This is a genomic window from Chryseobacterium sp. UNC8MFCol (assembly GCF_000482305.1).
GTDB classification, from domain to species: domain Bacteria; phylum Bacteroidota; class Bacteroidia; order Flavobacteriales; family Weeksellaceae; genus Chryseobacterium; species Chryseobacterium indologenes.
The window spans coordinates 677,121-697,934 of the sequence record NZ_KI535290.1; the positions used below are offsets into that span (position 1 = coordinate 677,121).

General features: G+C 37.7%; 21 protein-coding genes. 6 read left to right on the forward strand and 15 right to left on the reverse strand.

Annotation, left to right across the window (positions count from 1 at the left end; all coding sequences use genetic code 11):
• Positions 1-208: 208 nt before the first annotated feature.
• From M030_RS0117450 to M030_RS0117460, 3 genes are all read left to right on the forward strand, one after another.
• A complete protein-coding gene (locus M030_RS0117450; protein ID WP_027374678.1) occupies positions 209-802 on the forward strand; it encodes an NAD(P)H-dependent oxidoreductase in 594 nt (197 codons plus the stop codon).
• A 442-nt stretch (positions 803-1,244) separates the two neighbouring features.
• Positions 1,245-2,444, forward strand: coding sequence for a tyrosine--tRNA ligase (gene tyrS / locus M030_RS0117455; protein WP_027374679.1), 1,200 nt, complete (start codon positions 1,245-1,247; stop codon positions 2,442-2,444).
• A gap of 264 nt (positions 2,445-2,708) precedes the next feature.
• The gene (locus tag M030_RS0117460; protein WP_027374680.1) at positions 2,709-3,149 is read left to right on the forward strand and encodes a GNAT family N-acetyltransferase; all 441 of its coding nucleotides are present in this window, start codon (positions 2,709-2,711) and stop codon (positions 3,147-3,149) included.
• A 70-nt stretch (positions 3,150-3,219) separates the two neighbouring features.
• Here the strand turns inward: M030_RS0117460 and M030_RS0117465 are convergent, their stop codons facing one another.
• The 8 genes from M030_RS0117465 to panD form a co-directional block, all read right to left on the reverse strand.
• Positions 3,220-4,740 (reverse strand): helix-hairpin-helix domain-containing protein, encoded by a 1,521-nt coding sequence (locus M030_RS0117465; RefSeq protein WP_027374681.1) that lies wholly within the window; start codon positions 4,738-4,740, stop codon positions 3,220-3,222.
• A 4-nt stretch (positions 4,741-4,744) separates the two neighbouring features.
• A complete protein-coding gene (locus tag M030_RS24410; protein WP_165446391.1) occupies positions 4,745-5,971 on the reverse strand; it encodes a PP2C family serine/threonine-protein phosphatase in 1,227 nt (408 codons plus the stop codon).
• A 47-nt stretch (positions 5,972-6,018) separates the two neighbouring features.
• Entirely contained in the window at positions 6,019-7,062 is a 1,044-nt protein-coding gene (locus tag M030_RS0117475) for a TerY-C metal binding domain-containing protein (protein ID WP_027374682.1), read from the reverse strand.
• Between the two features lie 18 nt (positions 7,063-7,080).
• Positions 7,081-7,719: a vWA domain-containing protein gene (locus M030_RS0117480; protein ID WP_027374683.1), complete on the reverse strand. Its 639-nt coding sequence runs from the start codon at positions 7,717-7,719 to the stop codon at positions 7,081-7,083.
• A gap of 86 nt (positions 7,720-7,805) precedes the next feature.
• Positions 7,806-8,483, reverse strand: coding sequence for a TerD family protein (locus tag M030_RS0117485; protein WP_027374684.1), 678 nt, complete (start codon positions 8,481-8,483; stop codon positions 7,806-7,808).
• A gap of 27 nt (positions 8,484-8,510) precedes the next feature.
• Positions 8,511-9,086: a TerD family protein gene (locus M030_RS0117490; RefSeq protein ID WP_027374685.1), complete on the reverse strand. Its 576-nt coding sequence runs from the start codon at positions 9,084-9,086 to the stop codon at positions 8,511-8,513.
• A gap of 169 nt (positions 9,087-9,255) precedes the next feature.
• The gene (locus M030_RS0117495) at positions 9,256-10,278 is read right to left on the reverse strand and encodes a lysylphosphatidylglycerol synthase transmembrane domain-containing protein (RefSeq protein ID WP_027374686.1); all 1,023 of its coding nucleotides are present in this window, start codon (positions 10,276-10,278) and stop codon (positions 9,256-9,258) included.
• A gap of 3 nt (positions 10,279-10,281) precedes the next feature.
• The gene (gene panD / locus M030_RS0117500; RefSeq protein WP_002976902.1) at positions 10,282-10,632 is read right to left on the reverse strand and encodes an aspartate 1-decarboxylase; all 351 of its coding nucleotides are present in this window, start codon (positions 10,630-10,632) and stop codon (positions 10,282-10,284) included.
• A gap of 399 nt (positions 10,633-11,031) precedes the next feature.
• Between panD and M030_RS0117505 the strand changes: the two genes are divergently transcribed.
• Positions 11,032-11,322, forward strand: a complete 291-nt coding sequence (locus M030_RS0117505; RefSeq protein ID WP_002976900.1) for an HU family DNA-binding protein — start codon at positions 11,032-11,034, stop codon at positions 11,320-11,322.
• Between the two features lie 242 nt (positions 11,323-11,564).
• Here M030_RS0117505 and pdxH read toward each other — a convergent pair whose 3' ends face one another.
• Positions 11,565-12,206 (reverse strand): pyridoxamine 5'-phosphate oxidase, encoded by a 642-nt coding sequence (gene pdxH / locus M030_RS0117510; RefSeq protein ID WP_027374687.1) that lies wholly within the window; start codon positions 12,204-12,206, stop codon positions 11,565-11,567.
• A 24-nt stretch (positions 12,207-12,230) separates the two neighbouring features.
• Between pdxH and M030_RS0117515 the strand changes: the two genes are divergently transcribed.
• Complete coding sequence (locus M030_RS0117515; RefSeq protein WP_027374688.1) at positions 12,231-12,782, forward strand: YqgE/AlgH family protein; 552 nt, start codon at positions 12,231-12,233, stop codon at positions 12,780-12,782.
• Positions 12,783-12,887: 105 nt separating this feature from the next.
• On the forward strand, positions 12,888-13,466 hold the full coding sequence (locus M030_RS0117520) for an N-acetylmuramoyl-L-alanine amidase (protein ID WP_027374689.1): 579 nt from the start codon (positions 12,888-12,890) through the stop codon (positions 13,464-13,466).
• Between the two features lie 78 nt (positions 13,467-13,544).
• On the opposite strand, the gene M030_RS0117525 is transcribed toward M030_RS0117520, so the two are convergent.
• From M030_RS0117525 to M030_RS0117550, 6 genes are all read right to left on the reverse strand, one after another.
• Positions 13,545-14,360 (reverse strand): aminotransferase class IV, encoded by an 816-nt coding sequence (locus tag M030_RS0117525; protein WP_027374690.1) that lies wholly within the window; start codon positions 14,358-14,360, stop codon positions 13,545-13,547.
• Positions 14,361-14,439: 79 nt separating this feature from the next.
• Positions 14,440-14,826 carry an START-like domain-containing protein gene (locus M030_RS0117530; RefSeq protein WP_027374691.1) on the reverse strand — a complete coding sequence of 129 codons (387 nt, stop codon included), beginning with the start codon at positions 14,824-14,826 and terminating at the stop codon, positions 14,440-14,442.
• A gap of 189 nt (positions 14,827-15,015) precedes the next feature.
• Entirely contained in the window at positions 15,016-16,191 is a 1,176-nt protein-coding gene (locus tag M030_RS0117535; RefSeq protein ID WP_027374692.1) for an aspartate aminotransferase family protein, read from the reverse strand.
• A 239-nt stretch (positions 16,192-16,430) separates the two neighbouring features.
• On the reverse strand, positions 16,431-18,173 hold the full coding sequence (locus M030_RS0117540; protein ID WP_027374693.1) for an OstA-like protein: 1,743 nt from the start codon (positions 18,171-18,173) through the stop codon (positions 16,431-16,433).
• A 3-nt stretch (positions 18,174-18,176) separates the two neighbouring features.
• A complete protein-coding gene (locus M030_RS0117545) occupies positions 18,177-18,650 on the reverse strand; it encodes a Fur family transcriptional regulator (RefSeq protein ID WP_027374694.1) in 474 nt (157 codons plus the stop codon).
• Positions 18,651-18,717: 67 nt separating this feature from the next.
• Complete coding sequence (locus M030_RS0117550) at positions 18,718-20,712, reverse strand: KUP/HAK/KT family potassium transporter (RefSeq protein WP_027374695.1); 1,995 nt, start codon at positions 20,710-20,712, stop codon at positions 18,718-18,720.
• Positions 20,713-20,814: the final 102 nt, after the last annotated feature.

Here is a 20,814-nt window from a genome sequence, read left to right on the forward strand (position 1 = left end):
CTTTACTATTATGCGTTTATTTTATTATAAAAAAAGAAAATACAAGTAAAATATTCACATTTGTTTTTATAATATCTTTTTAAGATTTTCCGGAAAGCCGGCTGTTGCATATACGATAGTTACATCCTGATGTTGAGATTTCGTTTTCTTACAATTTTTGAAACATCAGCTGCTCTAAATTTGTCTCATAATGTAAAACAACAGAGCAATGAAACACTTAATCATCTACGTACACCCGAATGAAAACAGCCTAAATCACAGTTTATTAAGCCATGTCAAAGAAATCCTCGATTCAGGAAATAATGAGGTAAAGATCAGGGATTTGTATGCCCTTCATTTTGACCCTGTTCTTTCTCTGCAGGATATGCAGGGCTGGCATGCAAGAGAAGTTTCGGAGGATGTACAACTGGAACAGGAACATATTTTATGGGCAGATCAGATTACATTTATTTACCCTATCTGGTGGACGGGTTTACCGGCTGTGATGAAGGGCTATTTTGACCGTGTCTTCAGTTATGGTTTTGCCTATCGGTACGACCAGGGAATACAAAAAGGACTTTTAAAAGGGAAAAAAGCGGTTATTATCAATACTCACGGGAAATCCCATGAGGAATATCAGCAATCAGGTATGGATAATGCTTTGGCACTGACTTCAGATCTTGGAATTTTTAAATATTCGGGGCTGGAAATCATCCGTCACTTCTTTTTCGACAAAGCAGATAAAGCATCATCTGAAAATATCAAACATTGGAAAATGCAGATTTCAAATGCTTATTATCCCTCTTTACTGAACGCTGAATAAATTGATTACCATAAGAGCACTTTAAAAATATTATCCTTATAGTGCCCTCACCCAAACATCAGATACCTGGGTTTATATCATGTTTTTTATTTTATTATGGCATGGTATTAGCTTCAAAGGATGTAAGTAAAATTGTTTTGAACCATTATTTTAAACCATTAAGATTCGAAAATGGTTAAGTTTTAAACTAATCTTGTTATAACCTTTCACTTATATCTTAATGGTTTAAATATTGGAATTTTCAAAAAAACTTTATATTTGTCATATAGTTCATGAAACATTTAAACAGCATATTGCGTCTTCCGTTTTTCAGTGAGTATTACATCCCGTTCTATCGTTCGGGAAGACTTTCTATAGCTGTAATTCAATAAAAATAACCTAAAATTATATACAGAGCCCGGACAGAATTTGTCCGGGCTTTTTCATTTTAAAACCATTCAATATGATCAACACATTACAGGAAAACGTGGCCATTATCCTGCCTGAAAACGGCTTGGAAGAAAAATTACTGCAGGCCCAGTCAGAAAACAGAAAATTATCTATCAAACTTGGCTTTGACCCGACTGCCCCTGATTTGCACCTCGGGCACGCAGTCGTACTCAAAAAGCTAAAACAGTTCCAGGACCTGGGACATCAGATCATTATCGTCGTAGGAAGCTTTACCGCCAGAATTGGTGATCCTACAGGAAAAAATAAAGCCAGAAAACCCTTAAGCCCCGAAGATGTACAGCATAATGCCCAAACTTATATCAACCAGCTTTCCAAGGTTATAGACGTAGAAAAAACAAAAATTGTATTTAACTCTGAATGGCTGGATGCTCTTGATTTTTCGGAAGTTATCCAGCTTTTATCGAAAGTAACGGTGGCACAGCTGATGCACCGTAATGATTTTAATAAAAGATTTACCGAAAACACTCCTATCGGAATGCACGAACTTGTTTATCCTATCCTGCAGGGCTTTGACTCTGTAAAAATTGAATGTGATATTGAGATGGGAGGCACCGATCAGTTATTTAACTGTACCATGGGAAGACAACTGCAGGAAGTTCACCGCATGCCCGCTCAGATCGTTATGTGCATGCCCCTGTTGCGAGGTCTTGACGGAAAGGAAAAAATGAGTAAATCACTTAATAATATCATCGGACTGACTGATGAACCCAATAAAATGTTTGGAAAAACAATGTCTATTCCCGATGCATTAATTGATGAATTCATTGATCTTACCACCGACTTTCCCTTGGAAGAAAAAGCAGCATTGAAGTCAAAAATAGAAAATGGGGAAAACCCGATGGCTATCAAAAAACTCATTGCTAAAAATATTGTCCGACAATACCACGACGAAACTTCAGCAGAAGATGCAGAGGCATTTTTCATGAATCAGTTTCAGAATAAAAATTTTGAAAATAAGGCTTATGAAGCTATTTCAATCCACAATTTATCCCATGTCGGAAATAAAATGATTGCTGTCGACCTTTGTCATCAATTAAAAAGTGACCTCAGCAAATCTGCCGTTAGACGACTCATCGAAAGTGGAGGAATTCAGATCAATACTATAAAAATAACAGATCCGAATGAAGAAATAGAGCTTTTTCCCCACATGAAAATAAAAATCGGGAAAAGAGCGTTTTTTGAACTTGTATAAAAAGGATGAAAGCAGGAAGTTGGAAGCGAGAAGTGTGGTTGACTTATTTCCGGCTTATTTGCATGTGTCAACATTGATAAGGTAATTCTTCCAACTTCTTAGTCCTGGCCGCTGGGTTGTCATTTTTTTATGCCTGAACCATCATAATTCAATATCTTCGTTCCATTAAACTGATACCAGTGAGCTATATCATAGCTGATATTAAACCGGATGGACTGATTCCCGGAGATTTTTGTATGGTATAAAATTAGATTTTGAAAAAATATGGATATTGAACTTACTTACAAAAAAGCAACAGAAAACGATATTGATTATCTTTTTGATCTGAGAACAAAAACGATGGTTCCGCATTATGAAGAATCTAATCTTCCGACTGACCGTGAAACTACCCTTCAGAGAATTCTTTATGAGTTTGATAAAGCATACATTATCTTCATGGATCATCATCGTGTCGGATTATTAAAAGTCAATGAAACTGCTGAAAAGACAGAAGTTCTGCAGCTTCAGATAGGTCCGGAATTTCAGGGCCGTGGATTGGGTGGAAAAATACTAAAAAATATCCTTGATGATGCTGCCCAAAAAGGCAAGATCGTATGGCTGAGTGTTTTAAAAACAAACAAAGCACAACATCTTTATACCAGCCTTGGCTTTAAGGTCGTAGGTGAAGATGAGCACTCTTTTTTTATGGAAGCTAAAAAGCGTTGATCTTAAGGTGAAAACGGAAAAGTGAAAATGAAGAAACGACGGTCAACTTAATAATCTTCATTTCGCGATGCTATCCATTCATTCCGTTTACCATCGTCACATACATCAGCCTTCCTCCTTCTTCAGCGGAAAGTAATATTTTTTTACCATCGGTGAGCTCTACCATGGAACCCGGAAGGATTTCCTTCTGTTCTGTGATATCTTTCATTCCCTGTAAGCTTTGATTAACGAGTACCCATTTTCCCTGATGGAATGTGAAATATCCCACCGGCATTTTATCCTGCATGGTCAGGTTCTCATTGCGGATTATTTTCCTGGAAACATGCCACTTGAATACATATTGATTGTGATACACCATCAGCCTGTGATTTTCCGGTTTCCATACCTCATCATCAAATTTAAAATAGAGATCCAGCACCGGAAGTGTTCCCTGATGAGGAGTACCACAGAAAGGGCACTTAGGATGAGCCGTATTATCGAAGACATACCATTTTTCCGTACAAGCGGGATTCCTGCAAGGCTGTATGAGATCTACGGTTTTCAGCAAGGCGGTCTCCCATTCATTAGCCGTGGGGCGTCGGATCGGATCATGTAAACCGTCTACAAATGCTTTCCTGAATAAATCGGAAATATAAGGACCTGTAACCGAATGGGGAATCTTTTCAGGATCTCCCCAGAAAGCATCCCATTTCCTCAAATGATCAGCTTTTACCTGATTGGTGGTATTTTCCGGATCTTCTACAAACTGGGCTTTTTCGCCCATAGAGAGAAGTTCGTCTTTTTCCGGATCAAGATCCCATATTTTACCGCCACGCAAAGGATGTCGTCTCAGCAGATACATGTAAATCAGCACTGCAAGGGCGTGCAGGTCTGTTTTTTGGTTGGGATGAAACCGTTGAGGGTCCTGTAATCCCAGGTGTTTTGTTTTTAAAACTTCAGGAGCGATAAAATCAGCTGTCCCGATGACTTCGGGAGGAAATAATTTTGGAACAACGAGGCCGTCAATATCAATGATACATGCAGATTTGGTAACCGGATCCACCAAAATATTATTGTATGACAAATCGGAATGGGCCAATCCCATCTGATGGAGTTTTTTAACGCCGCGACTGATGTTGATGGAAATCTGAAAATAGCTGAGCCAGTCCCCCAGCTCAGAAGGATCAAGCCTCAACGGATATTGCTGATTTCTGAACATTGGAGCCGTAAACCACTTTCCTACTTTATCTTCTCCCCGGATATTATCTGAACCGATGTATCCTTTGGCAAAGAAAAATTTCTGAGGATAAATAGGAACGACAATTCCCGTGAGCTTATTTTTTTCCACAATATCATAAGGCCATCTGAAAATTTCATTGAGAAAATAGCCTGAAGCGTTGCCGTTTTGAATGCTTTGCAGGTAAGTGGAAACAATTCTTCTGATCCGCTCCTTCTGGCCTTCCTCCAGAGGATTCCGGTAAAAAGCGACTACATAATCTCTTTCCGGAGAAAAATAGACATCCTTCACACCTCCCTGAATGGGCTTTTCATCTACATACTCATAGGATTGGGTTGCATCCAGGATAGAGACAACTCGTATGGTCTTTTTCATGTTATTAATAAATTATTGCCAGGGTACGGTCATCATGATTTCCTCTGCTCCAGAAATCCCCCCAATGGAGAAGTTCCTGAGCTATTTCTTTATCGTTGGTAAAGTCGACTTTCCGGCGGTCATCATTATTTCCGTTCAGATCATTGAAAAATGCCTTCCAGCTTTCCGGATCTTCGAGTTTATTTTCTGTGGCAAATTTAGGATCGTAAATACCGTCTGTCATGAGTACAAGATAGGCAAAATCATCAACACGGGTCATTTCGAAACGGGAAACAATCTGATCATTAAAAATTTCTTTCATGGTAATAAAGCGGGTTCCACCACTGAATTCCCCTACATCCATGGGGTTCAGAAGTTTTACATCGGAAAAATCAGAATCAATAAGATTAACCGGGCAGTCTCCTACTCCAAAGCTCATAATCACATATCCAAAGCTGAATTTTTTAACCAAAGCAAAAATAAGGGTAGTATTCAGATCACTTAAAGAAAAATCATGCTCTGAGCTCCATGTTTCTAAGGTATTGTGGGTATTTAAAACACCTTCATACAAAATTCTGATAATATTCTGATGAGCTTCATGCTGTACTTGCGGAGAATAATCTGTGGAATAATGAAGCCGGATATTTTCCTCAATCTTATGCAAAATTGTCGTTGAGTCAAAAAACCGGTTTATTGATTCCGTAGCTATTTCTGAGCCTTTTCTTGCCAGTTTTGCGGATCCGGCACCGTCTGCAATAGAAATAATATTCCAGTCCGCAGGAAGGTTCCTGACAGCAAAATCATCTTCCCGGAAATTGCCCTCATGGGCATGGGAACGGCCTCTTTTTGAAACCACTACAATTCTCTTATCTGAAAACTTCCCTTTGTAAGAATCTTCATCCGGCTTGTAGAATTCATCATGGATATCAGAAGGAATATTTTTCCACAAATCTTTAGGATTGGCATTAATGAGCAACTGTACTTTTTTTATTTCAACAGTATGAGGGTCTGCAGTATGAAAAAATTGAATGTCAAGATGATGGACATTGGCAGCAGCCGGAACCCCGGACAGTCTATCATTTTCAAAAAGAAGTCCCGTTTCTTTGAGGTTATCTATATTTTTAATCCTGATATCCGGAAAGTCCTCCATGTCGAAAATGAACTCATAAAATTGATCTGAATTCGCATTTTTCAAGACCCAATATACTTCTTTAAACTCTTCTTTCTTCCTATCAATAACAGATTTCTCCATAGGCTTTGATTGAATTTTAGAAATCAGCTGCTGAAACTTTCCCATGGTTATCCCAATGTTCTGTTAATGTCAAATCCCTCACTGGAAAAGCCATAATAGTCTGAAGTACCACACCATGGACACTTATTGTATCCTTCGCCCTTTAAACAATGGATGCCTCCACACGAACAGGTAGCCAATGCCACAGGATTGGCACAATGCGGGCACGAAGTTCCTCCCTGCAGTTCTTCTATGGAAATTTTTAAATGCGTCCTTTGGGAAGAAGAAAGCCTGTAATATGATTTTTCATCAATTTTATAAGCCCCGTCTAACCGGTAATACCTTGTAGACATGCCCGGAATTCCGGATGCTGCAAAAGTTTTTTTAAACTTCATCAGGTAGAGCTTTTCCGTTTCTGAACATTTACCGTTCAATACCACAAAGTTATTGTCCGGAAACCTCTGTTCCATATCAGGATCTACTTTTTCAAGAATCACAGTATCTATTTTTGACAAATTGATTCCTTCTTTCTTTGCTTCAGTAACGCTCTGGCTTGTCGTCTTAATAGAATCTGTTACCCATTTGAAAAATTCTTTGTATGAATTTTCATCAGAGTTATTAAACAATAAAACATGTTCAGCCAGGGAACCCAGCAGTTTATAATTGGTATTTTCGCCAATAGATACCGCAATGGTACTTGACTTACCATTGTATTTATTATTCCACCTTTCAATAGCTTTGGTGGCATCGTCGGTCGGAACTCCGTCTGTAAACAGAAAAACTATAGGTTTCCAATCGCCCTTTCTTTCATACGTTGTTTTTACAATGTCCCTGTCTATGCAATCCATAATCTTAATCAGTCCCTGAGACAATGAAGTCCCGCTTCCGATTGGAATTTTCGGAGGATAAAAACTGATAATATCCTGTAACGGAGTAATTACTTCAGCTTCTCCGGCAAAACCGACAATGGAGATATAAACCGTCTCCAAGGAATAGGGATCTTTTTTCAAATCCCTGATAATATCGGCAATACCTTCCTGTACCTGCTCAATAGGTTCTCCTACCATAGATTCGGAGATATCCACTAAAAAATAAATAGGCAGTCTTCTCATACCTGTAAAGAGATATTTTTAAATGATAATATTAAGTTCAGATGGCGGCGGCGGTAATGTTATGCTTTCTCCCGTACTTTGTGACTGGCCTCCCTGAGTAATGGAAGAGCTCACCCATCTGAAAAAAGAAGAAAGGGTAATAGCATCCGTAGTATCCAGTTTTACGACATGATCTGTCAATTCTTTTAAAAACTGTTCGTCTGCTTTCGGCCCTGCTGCACAACCGACAATCGCTCCGAAATCAAGATCTCTGAGTACGGGAATCATGTGTCTGTACTTCTGAATATCCGAAGGTTTTCCATCCGTAAATATAAAAAGTAACGGCTGCCAGTCGCCCTTCTCTTCAGAAGAACCTTTTACATGCTCTTTCTTAACGAGTTCTGCCACCATCTCCAAAGCAGCTCCTGTATGCGTGGGCCCGCTATCCGGACATGTAATCTCCATCGGATAGAAACTGGCAAGATCAATCAGAGGAACAATATTTTTAACATCCCTGTCAAAAGTAGTGACACTCAGATGAAGGCTGTCCATCGCCTGCGGATCTGCACGAAGCATGCTGACAAGTCCGTTGAACCCGTTGTTTAGTGCCTGGATCGGCTCCCCGTTCATAGAACCTGAAGTATCCAATAAAAAATATGCTAATAATCTTCTGGTCATGGTAAGACAAGTATTAGTTCTGAAGCCGGCGGGGAAAGTCGAAGACTTTCAAGCCGGCTTTGATATGTTAAATAGAAATCTAAGACTTAGTTTGAATAGGCGTATTGCTGTCTTAAAATATCAATAAAGTTATCTGTATGGTGCGGTTCACCTACAGCGCGGAACTTCCAGTCTCCATTGTGGCGGTAGGCTTCCGCAAAGACCATGGCACACATTCCGTTCATACTTGAATCCCCGGAAAGGCTGTATCTGGTAATTTCTTTTCCTTTAGCATCCACGGCACGGATAAAAGCATTTTCAATCAGTCCGAAATGCTGGTTATTGGTTCTTCCCTGGTAAATGGTAACAAGGAAAACAATTTTCTGATAACTCTGGTCCAACTGATCCAGTTTAACGATGATCTGCTCGTCATCACCATCTCCGGCTCCGGTTCTGTTATCTCCTGTTAGCCATACATTTCCACTCGGGTGTTGCATAGAATTGAAGAAAACCACATCTCCCTGATAAAGTCCCATCTGTCTTCCGTCATTCGTCTGAACGGTTCTTCCCAGATTAGCGACCTTGCCGTTTCCATCCAAAAGAAATGCGACTGCATCAAGATCGTATTCAGCTTCTTTATTAAATAATTTCCCAAAGAAACCACCTCCCTGCTTTCTGACATCCCATCCTAAACCGATCGTTACTTTTGAAAGGTCATAAACACTTTCTCCGCGGTCATTTTTTCTTAAATCAATCGTCTGACCTTTCTGTAAATTAATTGCCATAGTTATCGTTTTGTGTATTTGTTTATATTATTTGATAATTTGTCCTTTATAATACTTTTCCAGGAAAAAGCCTAAATCTGCTCTGTATCCGATTCCTGACGCTTCAAATTTCCAGCTACCGTTTCTCTTATACAATCTTCCGAATTCAACACCGGTTTCAATGGAAAAATCCTCATCAAGTTCATATTTTGCAATTTCCTGGTTGGAATGGTTATCCACAACCCTGATGTATGAATTTCTGACCTGACCGAAGTTTTGCTTTCTTCTTTCAAAGTCTTCTATGGTTACCACAAAAAGGATTTCCTCAACCCTTGAATCTACTTTATCAAGATCAATAATGATTGCTTCATCATCATCTCCGTCACTGTTTTTCCCACTCGGATCATCTCCTGTATGAGAGAGGGCTCCATCCGGGGAATTCAGGTTATTATAAAAAACAAAATATTCTTCGCTTACCAATTTTCTGTCCGAATCAATCATGATCGCTGAAGCATCAAGATCGAAGTCATAGCCCGTTCCTTCATTAGGATCCCAACCGAGTCCGATCGTCATTTTAGTCAATCCTATCTCGATTTTCTGTCCTTTCTGTAGATTAATTGCCATAGTATTTTAAATTATGAATTATTTTTTGCATTAAGATAAATGTGATTTATGAATTAACCAAATATATTGATGAAAATAATATTCGCACTACACCTTTGGGTAGTAGAAATCCACAAAAAAAGTCCAATTTTTCAATTGGACTTTATCTATAGATTATAAAATTAATTTTTTATAAATTCTGATCTGAAACGGCGGCATTTCTTGCCTTTGCCAGCATCGGGATAGAAATAAGCCCCATGACAAGCATAATCACAATCTGAAGCGGTAACGAAATAAAGGAATAGGTAAGCCCCATCTCCCCTCCAAGTTCGGCACTTTTCCCCATTGAAATAAATAAAGCCATAAATCCGAACTTCATCGCCAGATTATACGCCCCGATTCCTCCACTGGCAGGGATAATCATTCCTAACGTTCCTACAACGATAATGAAAAATCCGTCCGCAGGGCTGAATCCCGAAGTTTCCGGAAGGGCAAAACATACAAGATATGCGGCAAAATAGTAGCAGATCCAGATTCCCAGGGTATAAAGAATGAATTTTCCTTTTTCTTTTAATTTGAAAATAGTCGTCAATCCCTGGAAAATCCCGTCGATAAAATTTACAATTTTACCTAGAAAAGGAACTCCGGAAAGTCTCTTTTTAAATACAAAGAATAAAACAGTACCGGCAATCAGTATAAGAAGGACCAGCAGTATCTTATCAGGATTAAGCTGTACCCCGGAATTTTTATAGAATGACAAAATTGCTTCGTACTTAAATAGCAATGTCAATCCAAGAAATCCCATCATACATAATAAATCTACCACTCTCTCCAGAATAATGGTACCAAAAGATTTGTCTACGGGAACTTTTTCCACACCATACAATGCTGTAGCTCTTGCCAGTTCTCCACTTCTCGGAATGGTAAGATTCATTAAGTATCCAAAAGAAATTGACCAGAGCGAGTTTGAATTTGAGATACTGTGCCCCATTGGCTCCAGCATAAGATTCCATCTGATCGCCCTGAACCAGTAAGCGAGTAAACCAAATACCGAAGCAAATACTACCCAAAGATAGTTGGCTTTGGCCAATGACTGCTGAATCACTTTAAAATCAAGCCCTTTTAAGGCAAGCCATAAAAAAAAGCCTGCAAAAGCAAGCGATATTACTATTGTGAGAACCGACTTTAAGGGATTTTTTGATGTTTTCTCCATGAATCAGGTAAGAAGGTTTGTTTTTTCGTCGGGGAAAACAATTTTCGGCTGAAAGTCTTTCGCTTCCTCCGGGGTCATCTGTGCATAGGCAATGATAATAATGATATCATCTTTCTGTACTTTTCTTGCAGCAGGACCATTCAGGCACACTTCTCCTGATTTTCTTTTTCCTTTGATAACGTAGGTATCAAAACGCTCTCCGTTATTGACATTGACGATATAGACCCTCTCTCCCACTACCAATCCGGCAGCTTCAATAAGATCTTCATCTATCGTTATACTTCCTATATAATTAAGGTCAGAGGCTGTTACTCTCACCCTGTGGATCTTAGACTTAAAAACTTCTATTAACATACTGCAAATTTATTAATAAAAATTAATAAAACAGACCTTCTTAATCATTTTAAAACTCCCACTAACACAGGTATTTAATTTTACAAAATACAATAAATACAAACTTTGATTATAAAATCAATAAGCATATGCTTAAAAACTTTAATACTTTATACGTAATTTAGAATTTAATAAATACAGAAAATAATATTAACTTTTTGCTAAAGTCAATACACATAAGCATTTGGCATGATTTTAGTAACCCGTAACGTAGATTTTTCGTGAAAAACCGAATTATCATATTTTAACTATTTTCCCTGAAAAGTAAAAAAATTGTATAAGTTTTAATAAAAAAATTGCACAATTAGAAAATAGTATTATATTTGCTATAATTACGAACTAACTTTAATATTAAAAATTATGAACAAGTCTGAATTAATCGACGCAATCGCAAAAGATGCAGGTATCACTAAAGTTGCAGCTAAAGCTGCTTTAGAATCTTTCATTGGTAACGTAACTACTACTTTAAAGAAAAAAGACGGAAAAGTTTCTTTAGTAGGTTTCGGTACTTTCTCAGTAGCTGAGAGAGCAGCTAGACAAGGTATTAACCCTGCAACTAAAAAACCGATCAAAATCGCTGCTAAAAAGGTAGCTAAATTTAAAGCTGGAGCTGATTTATCAAATGCAGTTTCTGGTGCTAAGAAAAAATAATCATTCAGATTACAAAAATTCAAGGGCTGTTTCTTAGAAGCAGCCTTTTTTCATGTGTTTATGTGAGCGATTTCAGATACTATCCTGGAGAGGTAGCTCTTGAAGATAATATAAAACTCGAAAAATGACATTTTGCCTCTCATCTTATCAAGCACCAAAAAAATAAGCGGACTCATGCCCGCCAGTGTAATTATCGAGGATAAATCTCTCTAAAATAATTTTCAACTCTGAACTTTCACCTCTTAAGGTGCTAATCTTGAAATCTTCCAATCCAAATCTTCGAGTTGATAGATAATTCTGTCATGAAGACGATTGGGTCTTCCCTGCCAGAATTCAATTTCATACGGTTTCGCAATATATCCTCCCCAGTTTTCAGGCCTTGGGACTTCACTGTTTTCGTATTTCTTTTCCAGGTCCTTCAGTCTTTCCTCCAGGAACTCTTTATTGGGAATCACCTGACTCTGCGGAGAGGCCACTGCTCCCAGCTGGCTTCCTTTCGGTCTGGAATGAAAATATCCGTCACTTAAGTTTTCAGCTACTTTTTCCAGGTTTGCTTTGATAATAATCTGTCTCTCCAGATTGGGCCAGAAGAAATGAAGACACGCCTTATGGTTGCTTGCTATCGCCTTTCCTTTTCTGCTGTCATAATTGGTATAAAAAATAAATCCTTCATGAGTATAAGCCTTAAGCAACACCATTCTTGTTCTCGGACAACCATCTTCTTCCATTGTGGAAACAGCCATAGCATTTGCTTCAGAGATCACGGCACTCTCACTTGCCTCCAAAAACCAATCCCTGAACTGCTCTATGGGATTTTGTTTTATCTCACTTTCAATAAGTTGGGATTTCTCATACACTTTTCTTTTGTCATGCAGGTTTTCCATAAATATTTTTTATTAAATTTGAGTATGAATCACTCATACAAAGGTAAAATATTAATCTCGACCCCTGACATTTCCGGCGATCTTTTTTCAAGATCTGTAGTGTTGGTTATTGAACATAATGAAAGTGGTGCATTTGGTTTGATATTAAATAAAAAGAACAGCCAGATGAGTACTAAATTCAACGATTTTTTTGATTTTAAGATCGAAGTATATGATGGCGGGCCTGTAGAGAATGATAAAGTATTTTTTATTGTAAAAAGCAATAAAAAAGTTACTGAAATTTATACTGATATTACTGATGAGTATTATCTTACAGAAGATATTGAACGGATCATCAGTGCTGTTTTAAATAACGAACTGGATATCCACAACGTTAAAATCTTTTCGGGATATTCGGGATGGTCTCCCAACCAGCTCGATACCGAAGTACAAAGAAAAATGTGGACGGTAGTGGATGTTTATAATCTTGACTACACGCTTCCGAATGATCAGACTTTATGGAAATCTATCATGCAGAATCTTGGAGGTGAATTTTTACTATGGGCCAATTCCCCGGAAGATATATCATTGAATTAATAAAAGATCGGTAAACCTTTTGAAAATAATTAACAAATTTTAAGATTACGTTAACCAATTTTTAAAAAACTTTTCACGTTATTTGAAAAACCAAAATCAATAAAAATGAAAGGGATTAATTTACTTGCTATATCAATCTTTTCTACTTTGTTTTTATCGTTTACCCCTGTCAGCAAAAAGTACATTGTCATAGATGCCGGCCATGGCGGAAGTGACAGCGGAGCCGTATATGGTAACTTTTCTGAAAAAGATATTTCACTGAGTATTGCCAAAGAAATACAGAAACTTAACACCAGCGATACATATGAGGTGATTTTAACCCGAGATTCCGACAGCTATCCAAGCCTTTCTGACAGAACAAAGCAAATCAATACACTTAATCCCGAAATGGTTATTTCACTTCACATCAATTCTTCATCCATGGAAGAAACTCCCAAACACGGACTTGAAGTATTTGTTCAAAATGCAGAAGAATCAAAGAAACTGGCGGGAAAAATCTATAAAAAATTTAATGTCCGTAAAATTGAAGAAACCAATCTGCACATGCTTCGAGAAACTAAAGCGCCTGCGGTATTGGTAGAACTTGGATTTATTAATAACTCGGCAGACAGAGCTTACATGACGAGTGAAAAGGGACAAAAAGAAATCGCGCAAAAATTCGTTGAGATCATCAACGGAAATTAATAAAAAAACAATTTCTGATGTTATCAGAATAAAACCCGGTAAAGGACTTTATAATGTTGTTTACCGGGTTTGTCAATTTTATGAGGTAAAACTCTCTTTCCAGCTTTCTACGAGTTTCAGGAAACGAGAGGTTTCAAAAGTTTTATTTCTGATTTTACCTACAGAGAAGATCCCTTTCTCATCAGAAATCATTAAAATTTCTTCAGCTTTCTGAGATTCAAAAGCAATGATCTCATGCTCCTGAATGTCTGCCAGTTTATTTTTATGTAAGAAGGTAACAAAATTTTCCATTAAAGGAGAAATGTAAGCGCCTTCAGTCTGTTTAGGCACCTTAATGACATCCCCTTCTAAAAAGAGAAGATTCCCTGAAGTGGTGCGTGCAATTCTTTTGTTGGGATTTAAAAGAATAACATCATCCAAATCATTTTCCTGAGCATAGATTCCGCCATAAATATTTTCCGGGCAATGGACTCTGATATTGCTCAGCAGGTTATTGTTGACATTAATTTCTTTAATCAGATCCAGCTCCAGCGGTCTTTGATGTACATCCAGAAAGTCGTTCATTTGCTGTACTTCATAAAAGTAAGAAACTGAAGATTTTGATAATGTTGTTCCATCATTATTTCTGAAGACCTGAAAATTGATAATTCCATTCTGGATTCCGGCATCTTCTATTATTTCTTTTTGAAAAAGAGACTGGAAATACTCCAGGGTGTAGGTTAAGGGAATATTCATTCTCATCTTTCTCATGGAAGCCATCAGGAAGAAATAGCATTCTTCATCCATGACCAATTCACCGTTTCTCACAAAGAAAGAAACCTTCACAGCATCACCTAACATAAATGCTCTGTTCTTTACATGTAATGCTTCTGATGTAAAATATAGATTTTCCAATTTTTGATGTGATTTATTTACAAAAAAATAATGAACGATAAATCGTTCATCAGTTTTATCATTTTAATACAGCCCGACATTATGCTGCACCTAATTTTATTCTAAGGTTTTCAATAAGATTTTCCCAATACATTGCGTTTTCCTCTTCATCACCTTCTTCACAGAAATCTGTAATATTCAGTGCTAAATCTTCTGTAATATCATCTATTACGATAGTCATTTCAAAGAAATTCTTAGTTCCTTCGTCTTCTTCCCATCTGAAACGCACGAAACCTTCAGGCTTATATCTGATCAAAGTGGCCTTTTCTGCGGGTCCTCCGCCCCAGCTAAAAAAGAAGTCATCGCCTTTCTCTGTTACCTCATCCGCAAACCATTCAGACAATCCCTCTGCAGTTGCCAGATATTCGTATAAAATCTCTGATAAACAGTGCATTGGAAATTCGTAATGGACTTTATGTTTCGCCATATAATCTTTGTTTTTATCGTCCCGCAATATATAAATTAATTTTTTTATTACACAAAAAAGGAATTACTTTTTTAAAGAATCTTCATGATATTTATCAGAGATTTTAAATCTGTATTATGTTAAATAAGAACAATTTAAACTATGATGTAAAGCATAAAAAAATCTCTCCGTTTTGGAGAGACATGATATTTAATTTTCATTCAGAATGTCTAGTATAATCTGACAACCTTCCCTGATTTCTTGAGTGGAGATTGTCAGTGGCGGGGAAATTCTCAGATATTCGTTTCTGTATAGCTGCCAGAACACAATAAGACCTTTCTCCATACATTTTTTGGCGACATCCAATGTATATTCCGGAGTCCCCAGATTGATAGCAAGCATGAGTCCCTTGCCATTGATATTTTTAATTTTAGGATGCACCAACAGTTCTCTGAATAATTTCTCTTTTTCTGAAACTTCTTTCATCAGACCACTTTCTAAAACTTCTTTTAACGTAGCATGACTGGCTGCTGCAATCAGAGGGTTTCCTCCAAAGGTGGTAATATGTCCGAGTTTGGGAGAATGGGATAATGTTTCCATGATCGCTTTAGAACTCATGAAGGCTCCTACAGGAACTCCTCCACCCATTCCTTTTCCCATAACAAGGATGTCGGGAACGATTCCGAAATGTTCAAAAGAAAATAGCTTTCCGGTTCTTCCGAAGCCGGGTTGAATTTCATCAAGGATCAACAGTGCTCCAACTTCTTCACACCTTCTCTTCAGTTTGATCAGGTAATCATGATGGGGAACTAAAAAACCTGCTGCCCCTTGGATAGTTTCCAAAATGACACAAGCTGTTTTCTCGGTGATTTTATCGAAATCATTTTCATTATTAAAGTCTATAAAAGATACCATTGGCAGCAGCGGGCGAAATTCTCTTTTATGGGTTTCGTTTCCGGAAACACTTAAAGCCCCATGAGTATTTCCATGGTAAGAATCTTTGAAGGAGACAATTTCTTCCCTTCCGGTATATCGTTTTGCCAGTTTTAAGCTTCCATCAATTGCTTCAGCTCCGCTGTTGACCAGATAAGTAACTTCCAAAGGATCGGGAGTGGCTTCTGCGAGTAATTTACATAACGCGATGGGTTTATCCTGTGCATATTCACCATACACCATTACATGAAGGTATTTATCGGCTTGTTCTTTGATTGCATTGACTACTTTAGGATGTGAATGTCCTAAGGTATTGGCAGAAACACCTGCTACAAAATCCAGATATTTTCTACCATCGGTACCGTAGATATAACTTCCTTCCGCTTTTTCAACTTCAAAACCGGCGGCAAACTTTGTTGTTTGTGCCTGATATATAAAAAAATCTTTTTGCATTTCCATGATCACGAAAAATTTCAGCAAAGCTATAAAAGATTCATCAAACGCCGAAATTTTTAGTTACAATAAAAATCACTCTTACCATAGGGATAAGAGTGATTCGTTTAATAACAAACTTACTTTATAGCACCTTTTCTACAGTCATATAATTATCATTGGTAATCGTATAACCAATAGTTTCACTTACTCCGGAAACTGCATAAAAAAACCGCCTTTCCGGCGGTTTTTTATCTATATTATTTTCTGGTTCTTTTTGGTTTTTTGGCTTCCTCTTTAGCCTTTTCGTCATCTATCGCTTTCTGCGCCTTATCGAATAATTCGTTATCAGAGATATACTGTATTTCTTCATTGTTGGGGCTGTCAACCAGAATATCCTGCCATTTCCTGATCCGATCTTTGGTATTCCAGTTAAAATCCGGAAACTTCCTTTTTGATGGTTCTATTTTACTCATCGGATAGGTATCTGAGTTGGCACCAATACTACAGGAGATAATCTGTAAGGCTTTTTCTTCAAATAGTGCTCCGATAATACCGCAGGTTGACAAGGTAATTCCAATTCTTTCCGGTTTTTTAGTCTCCTGATCCGTATCATCTACGTAAACGATAGATTGGGCATTGCCTATAACTTTTGCTTCTTTAATGTCATTCTTTTCATAGTAGACTGTCATTAATTTTCCTTTCACCTGATTGAATTCATCTTTCAGGTTAAGAGAATCAACTTTACTGATGGCAAAGGCATTTCCAATTACCCTCAGAGAGTCTATATTTTCGTTTTCAGTATTAAAATAAGCTTCTACTTTATCACCGGTCACCTGTTTCTCTCCACTCCATAAAATCGGCTTTGTATACATATGCATAATACCGTCCGTTTCGTTAAAGGTGATGGAATCTGCTCTACCCTGGGCATTTGATTTGTAGACCCTGGCTTTTTTATAAGCCCGTAAAAAGCTTTTCTTTATTTTAATGTCAAGTGAATCCGGTTTTTGATAAGAGATTATTTTTTCTGCGGCAAAATACACGGAATCTTTCTCCATTGCTTTTACCGCATAGGGATTTTTGGTCATCATCGCAGAATCTTTCTTCTCAAAAATCTCACCGTATCCTCCTTTTATATATCTTCTTTCCTTAGGATCATCCAATGTTACATTACCCGTAGCTTTTCCGAATCCTGTAAGCTGATTAAAATACATATCATCACCGGTAAGGATCTTATCGTTATAAAAGATCTTGGAATTCTTATTAAGGAAAGCTTCCTTCGTTTCCATTCGATAAGTACCTCTTTCAGTGTACACTCTGTTTTTGGGATTGGCTCTGTTGGTAATGGTAGTGGGCCCGAAAAATTCAGCCACTTTGGTATTCTGGTTCTGTTTGATATTTACGCCCTCAATAATGTATTGAGCATTATCGATCTTTACATTTCCTACAAAGTCGATCATCTTTGTATCCAGAAAATACGTTGCAGACTTTGTATACATCACATTTCCCTGGCTGTCAGAGATTGTTCCGCCGGTATTGAAGTAGGCCTGATTGGCAAGCCTGTCGTAGTACAGAATATCTGTTTTTATGGTTTGTTTGGGATCGGTAAGGACAACGTTTTTCCGGGCTACACCTTTTTGGGTGTTTCCGTCGTATTCCATTTCTCCTGCGGTAATTACCGAGCCGTCAGCGTTCTGAAGCCTTGTATTCCCCATGGCCTTTACAAAGTTCTCTTCGTTGTACAAGACCACCTCATCAGCTGTAAGAACAGATCCCTGATGTTCTATCTGAACATTTCCTGTAAAGTATTGATTACCCTCATATTTTGCAGGGTCTTTTATGATTTTATCCGCATGGATGATCTTTATTTTATCCTCAGGTTTTTGCGGTTGCGGTTTTGCCGGAGAAGGAGCCCGCAAATAAGGATCTCTCTTCACTGGAGTTTTATCCTGCGCAACACTGAGCGTAGAAATAAAGATAAACAGAAAAAGGATTATTCTCATTAATTAGTCATTCTTAGTGCCATAGAAATATAGCGAATGAGAATCAATTTTTACGCCAAAAGCTTCTTCGATGGCTTCTTTGATTCCTTGGATTCTTGGGTCACAGAATTCAATAATTTCTTCAATTTCTTTATCAGAATCTTTTTTGTAGATCACCAAATGGTCATGCTGTTTATCAAAATAAGACTTCTCATAAGATGAAGAGGTTAATGTCTTTTCTCCGAACTGATGTTTACGGATTAGTCCTGCGTCAAGGAAAATCTCAATAGTGTTATAAATCGTAGCTTTGGAAACGTGATATTTTTTCTGCATCATCAGAAGATACAGATCATCCACATTAAAGTGATGATCCATATTATAAATTTCTTCCAATATTGTGTATCTCTCAGGTGTGTTTCTGAACCCTTTTTCTAAAAGGTAGTTCCTTAAAACATCCTTGATCAAAGCTATATTTTTTTCTTTTTGTACTGTATCCATTAAAAAAATTATCTACAAATTTATCGATTTTTATTTAAATAGATAGTATTGTTTAAAGCCTTGTGACTTAAGAATTGTGACGGAAGTATCCGGATTGTTCAATCTTATTGTCGTAAACCGTCAATTCTGTGATGGGTGCAGATTCTACCTCAACGTTGTGTGAAGACACTCCCCATGCCTTAAAGTCGTCACTTCCGATATACTTCACAAAGTTGTAAATATTAAGGGTAATCTTCTGTTTAACAGTTAAAAGTATATCGTTGATATAGGTGTTATCTATGATCACATATTTAAGATCCGGCGGTATGTTATGGGCTCTCAAAGACGGGTGACTGCTTCTTGAAGGAATGGTTTCGTCTGCCATTAGATCCTTCAGAACCATATTGAAATAATCGTTGATTCTTCTGTCTACTTTGAACCCTAATAGGAAGTTAATTTTATATACTGTTCCGGGAAGTATTTCATCCACAGTGTATTTAAAAGTATAGGGATCTTCCTGATTGACTATGCTCAGGATGAAATAATGATCTGCTCTTTTTGGCTGCTTTTTGATGATAGAGTAAATAATTTTTGATTCTACTTCATCATTTCTTTTAGCACGGCTTAGGTAGGCTAAGTTGGTGGCATATTTTGGAATAGACTCATCCAGTTTCATATCTTTAAGAATAGATACGTATTTTTCTATTTTCACAAACTGGATAAATCTGGTTTTGATCAGTCTTCCGTTGTACCATGCATACATGGAAACTCCGATAGAACCAGCTAATACAACTGTAATCCATCCACCTTCCATGAATTTGATAATGTTGGCACTGAAGAAGCCTAATTCGATAGCCATATAAACCATTGCAAAAACCAGAATCAATACTTTGCTTACTCTGTGTTTCAGTAGCCAGAAAACCAACAGGACCGTCGTCATCAGCATTGTTACTGTGATGGAAAGTCCGTAGGCAGCTTCCATTTTCCCTGATTCCCTGAAATGAAGAACCACAATGATACACAGGATAAGAAGTCCCCAGTTGATTCTTGGGATATACATCTGCCCTTTTACTCCCGAAGGGTAATCAATTTTTTGATTTGGCCAAAGGTTAAGAGACATGGCTTCTGAGAATATGGTGAATGAACCTGTAATCAATGCCTGGCTGGCAATAATTGCAGCAGCTGTTGCCAAAATTACTCCCGGGATGATCATCCATTCTTCCATGATTCCAAAGAACGGGTTTACTACAGAGAATCCAGGCTTGTCATAATTGGTCAGAAGCCATGCTCCCTGCCCAAGATAGTTAAGAATAAGCATAATCTTAACGAATGCCCAGCTTACCCTGATATTTTTGGCTCCGCAGTGTCCCAGATCCGAATATAGTGCTTCTGCTCCGGTTGTACAAAGGAAAACAGCTCCAAGGATTACAATTGCACTTGGAGAGTTGACAATGAGTTTATAAGCGTAGTAAGGATTGAAAGATCTTAAAATCTCAAAATTTTCGCTTAAATGCATTACTCCCAGACCTCCTAATACAAGAAACCAAACTACCATTACAGGACCAAAAAACTTCCCGATAAAGCTGGTTCCGAATTGCTGTACCACAAAAATGGCAATCAGGATCCCGATAGTAATAGGTACAACAGGAGTATGTGGATTATAAATTTCAAGACCTTCAATAGCTGACATAACGGTAAGCGATGGCGTAATGACACCGTCTGCAATAAGGGCTGCAGCACCAATGATTGCTATAAGGTACAACCAGCCTTTTTTAAGATTTCTTACCAAAGAAAATAAGGCAAGAATACCTCCTTCCCCTTTGTTATCTGCTCTTAAAGCAATAATCACATATTTGATTGTAGTCTGCAGGGTAAGGGTCCAAATAATACAAGAAAGGGCTCCCTCAATGTATTCGTTGAATGGCATATTGCTCCCTTGGGATCTTGCATTCACAATTGCTTTCATTACGTAAAGCGGAGAGGTACCAATATCTCCAAAAACAATTCCTAGAGACACTAAAACTCCAATAAAGGAAAGTTTCTTGATGTCGAAGTGGTAGCCATCTTCTGTAACTTCTGCCATATCAGCTTAATTTATTTTAAAGGCGCAAATTTATATTAATTTTATGACGTCAAGAACTTTTCTTCATGAATATAATAAATGAAAAAACTTCCTTTCGGAAGT

Bases quoted from the DNA above. Each gene is read 5' to 3' on its own strand.
- M030_RS0117450 (WP_027374678.1), top strand. From the start codon at position 209: ATGAAACACTTAATCATCTACGTACACCCGAATGAAAACAGCCTAAAT.
- tyrS (WP_027374679.1), top strand. From the start codon at position 1,245: ATGATCAACACATTACAGGAAAACGTGGCCATTATCCTGCCTGAAAAC.
- M030_RS0117460 (WP_027374680.1), top strand. From the start codon at position 2,709: ATGGATATTGAACTTACTTACAAAAAAGCAACAGAAAACGATATTGAT.
- M030_RS0117465 (WP_027374681.1), bottom strand. From the start codon at position 4,740: ATGAAAAAGACCATACGAGTTGTCTCTATCCTGGATGCAACCCAATCC.
- M030_RS24410 (WP_165446391.1), bottom strand. From the start codon at position 5,971: ATGGAGAAATCTGTTATTGATAGGAAGAAAGAAGAGTTTAAAGAAGTA.
- M030_RS0117475 (WP_027374682.1), bottom strand. From the start codon at position 7,062: ATGAGAAGACTGCCTATTTATTTTTTAGTGGATATCTCCGAATCTATG.
- M030_RS0117480 (WP_027374683.1), bottom strand. From the start codon at position 7,719: ATGACCAGAAGATTATTAGCATATTTTTTATTGGATACTTCAGGTTCT.
- M030_RS0117485 (WP_027374684.1), bottom strand. From the start codon at position 8,483: ATGGCAATTAATTTACAGAAAGGTCAGACGATTGATTTAAGAAAAAAT.
- M030_RS0117490 (WP_027374685.1), bottom strand. From the start codon at position 9,086: ATGGCAATTAATCTACAGAAAGGACAGAAAATCGAGATAGGATTGACT.
- M030_RS0117495 (WP_027374686.1), bottom strand. From the start codon at position 10,278: ATGGAGAAAACATCAAAAAATCCCTTAAAGTCGGTTCTCACAATAGTA.
- panD (WP_002976902.1), bottom strand. From the start codon at position 10,632: ATGTTAATAGAAGTTTTTAAGTCTAAGATCCACAGGGTGAGAGTAACA.
- M030_RS0117505 (WP_002976900.1), top strand. From the start codon at position 11,032: ATGAACAAGTCTGAATTAATCGACGCAATCGCAAAAGATGCAGGTATC.
- pdxH (WP_027374687.1), bottom strand. From the start codon at position 12,206: ATGGAAAACCTGCATGACAAAAGAAAAGTGTATGAGAAATCCCAACTT.
- M030_RS0117515 (WP_027374688.1), top strand. From the start codon at position 12,231: ATGAATCACTCATACAAAGGTAAAATATTAATCTCGACCCCTGACATT.
- M030_RS0117520 (WP_027374689.1), top strand. From the start codon at position 12,888: ATGAAAGGGATTAATTTACTTGCTATATCAATCTTTTCTACTTTGTTT.
- M030_RS0117530 (WP_027374691.1), bottom strand. From the start codon at position 14,826: ATGGCGAAACATAAAGTCCATTACGAATTTCCAATGCACTGTTTATCA.
- M030_RS0117535 (WP_027374692.1), bottom strand. From the start codon at position 16,191: ATGCAAAAAGATTTTTTTATATATCAGGCACAAACAACAAAGTTTGCC.
- M030_RS0117540 (WP_027374693.1), bottom strand. From the start codon at position 18,173: ATGAGAATAATCCTTTTTCTGTTTATCTTTATTTCTACGCTCAGTGTT.
- M030_RS0117545 (WP_027374694.1), bottom strand. From the start codon at position 18,650: ATGGATACAGTACAAAAAGAAAAAAATATAGCTTTGATCAAGGATGTT.
- M030_RS0117550 (WP_027374695.1), bottom strand. From the start codon at position 20,712: ATGGCAGAAGTTACAGAAGATGGCTACCACTTCGACATCAAGAAACTT.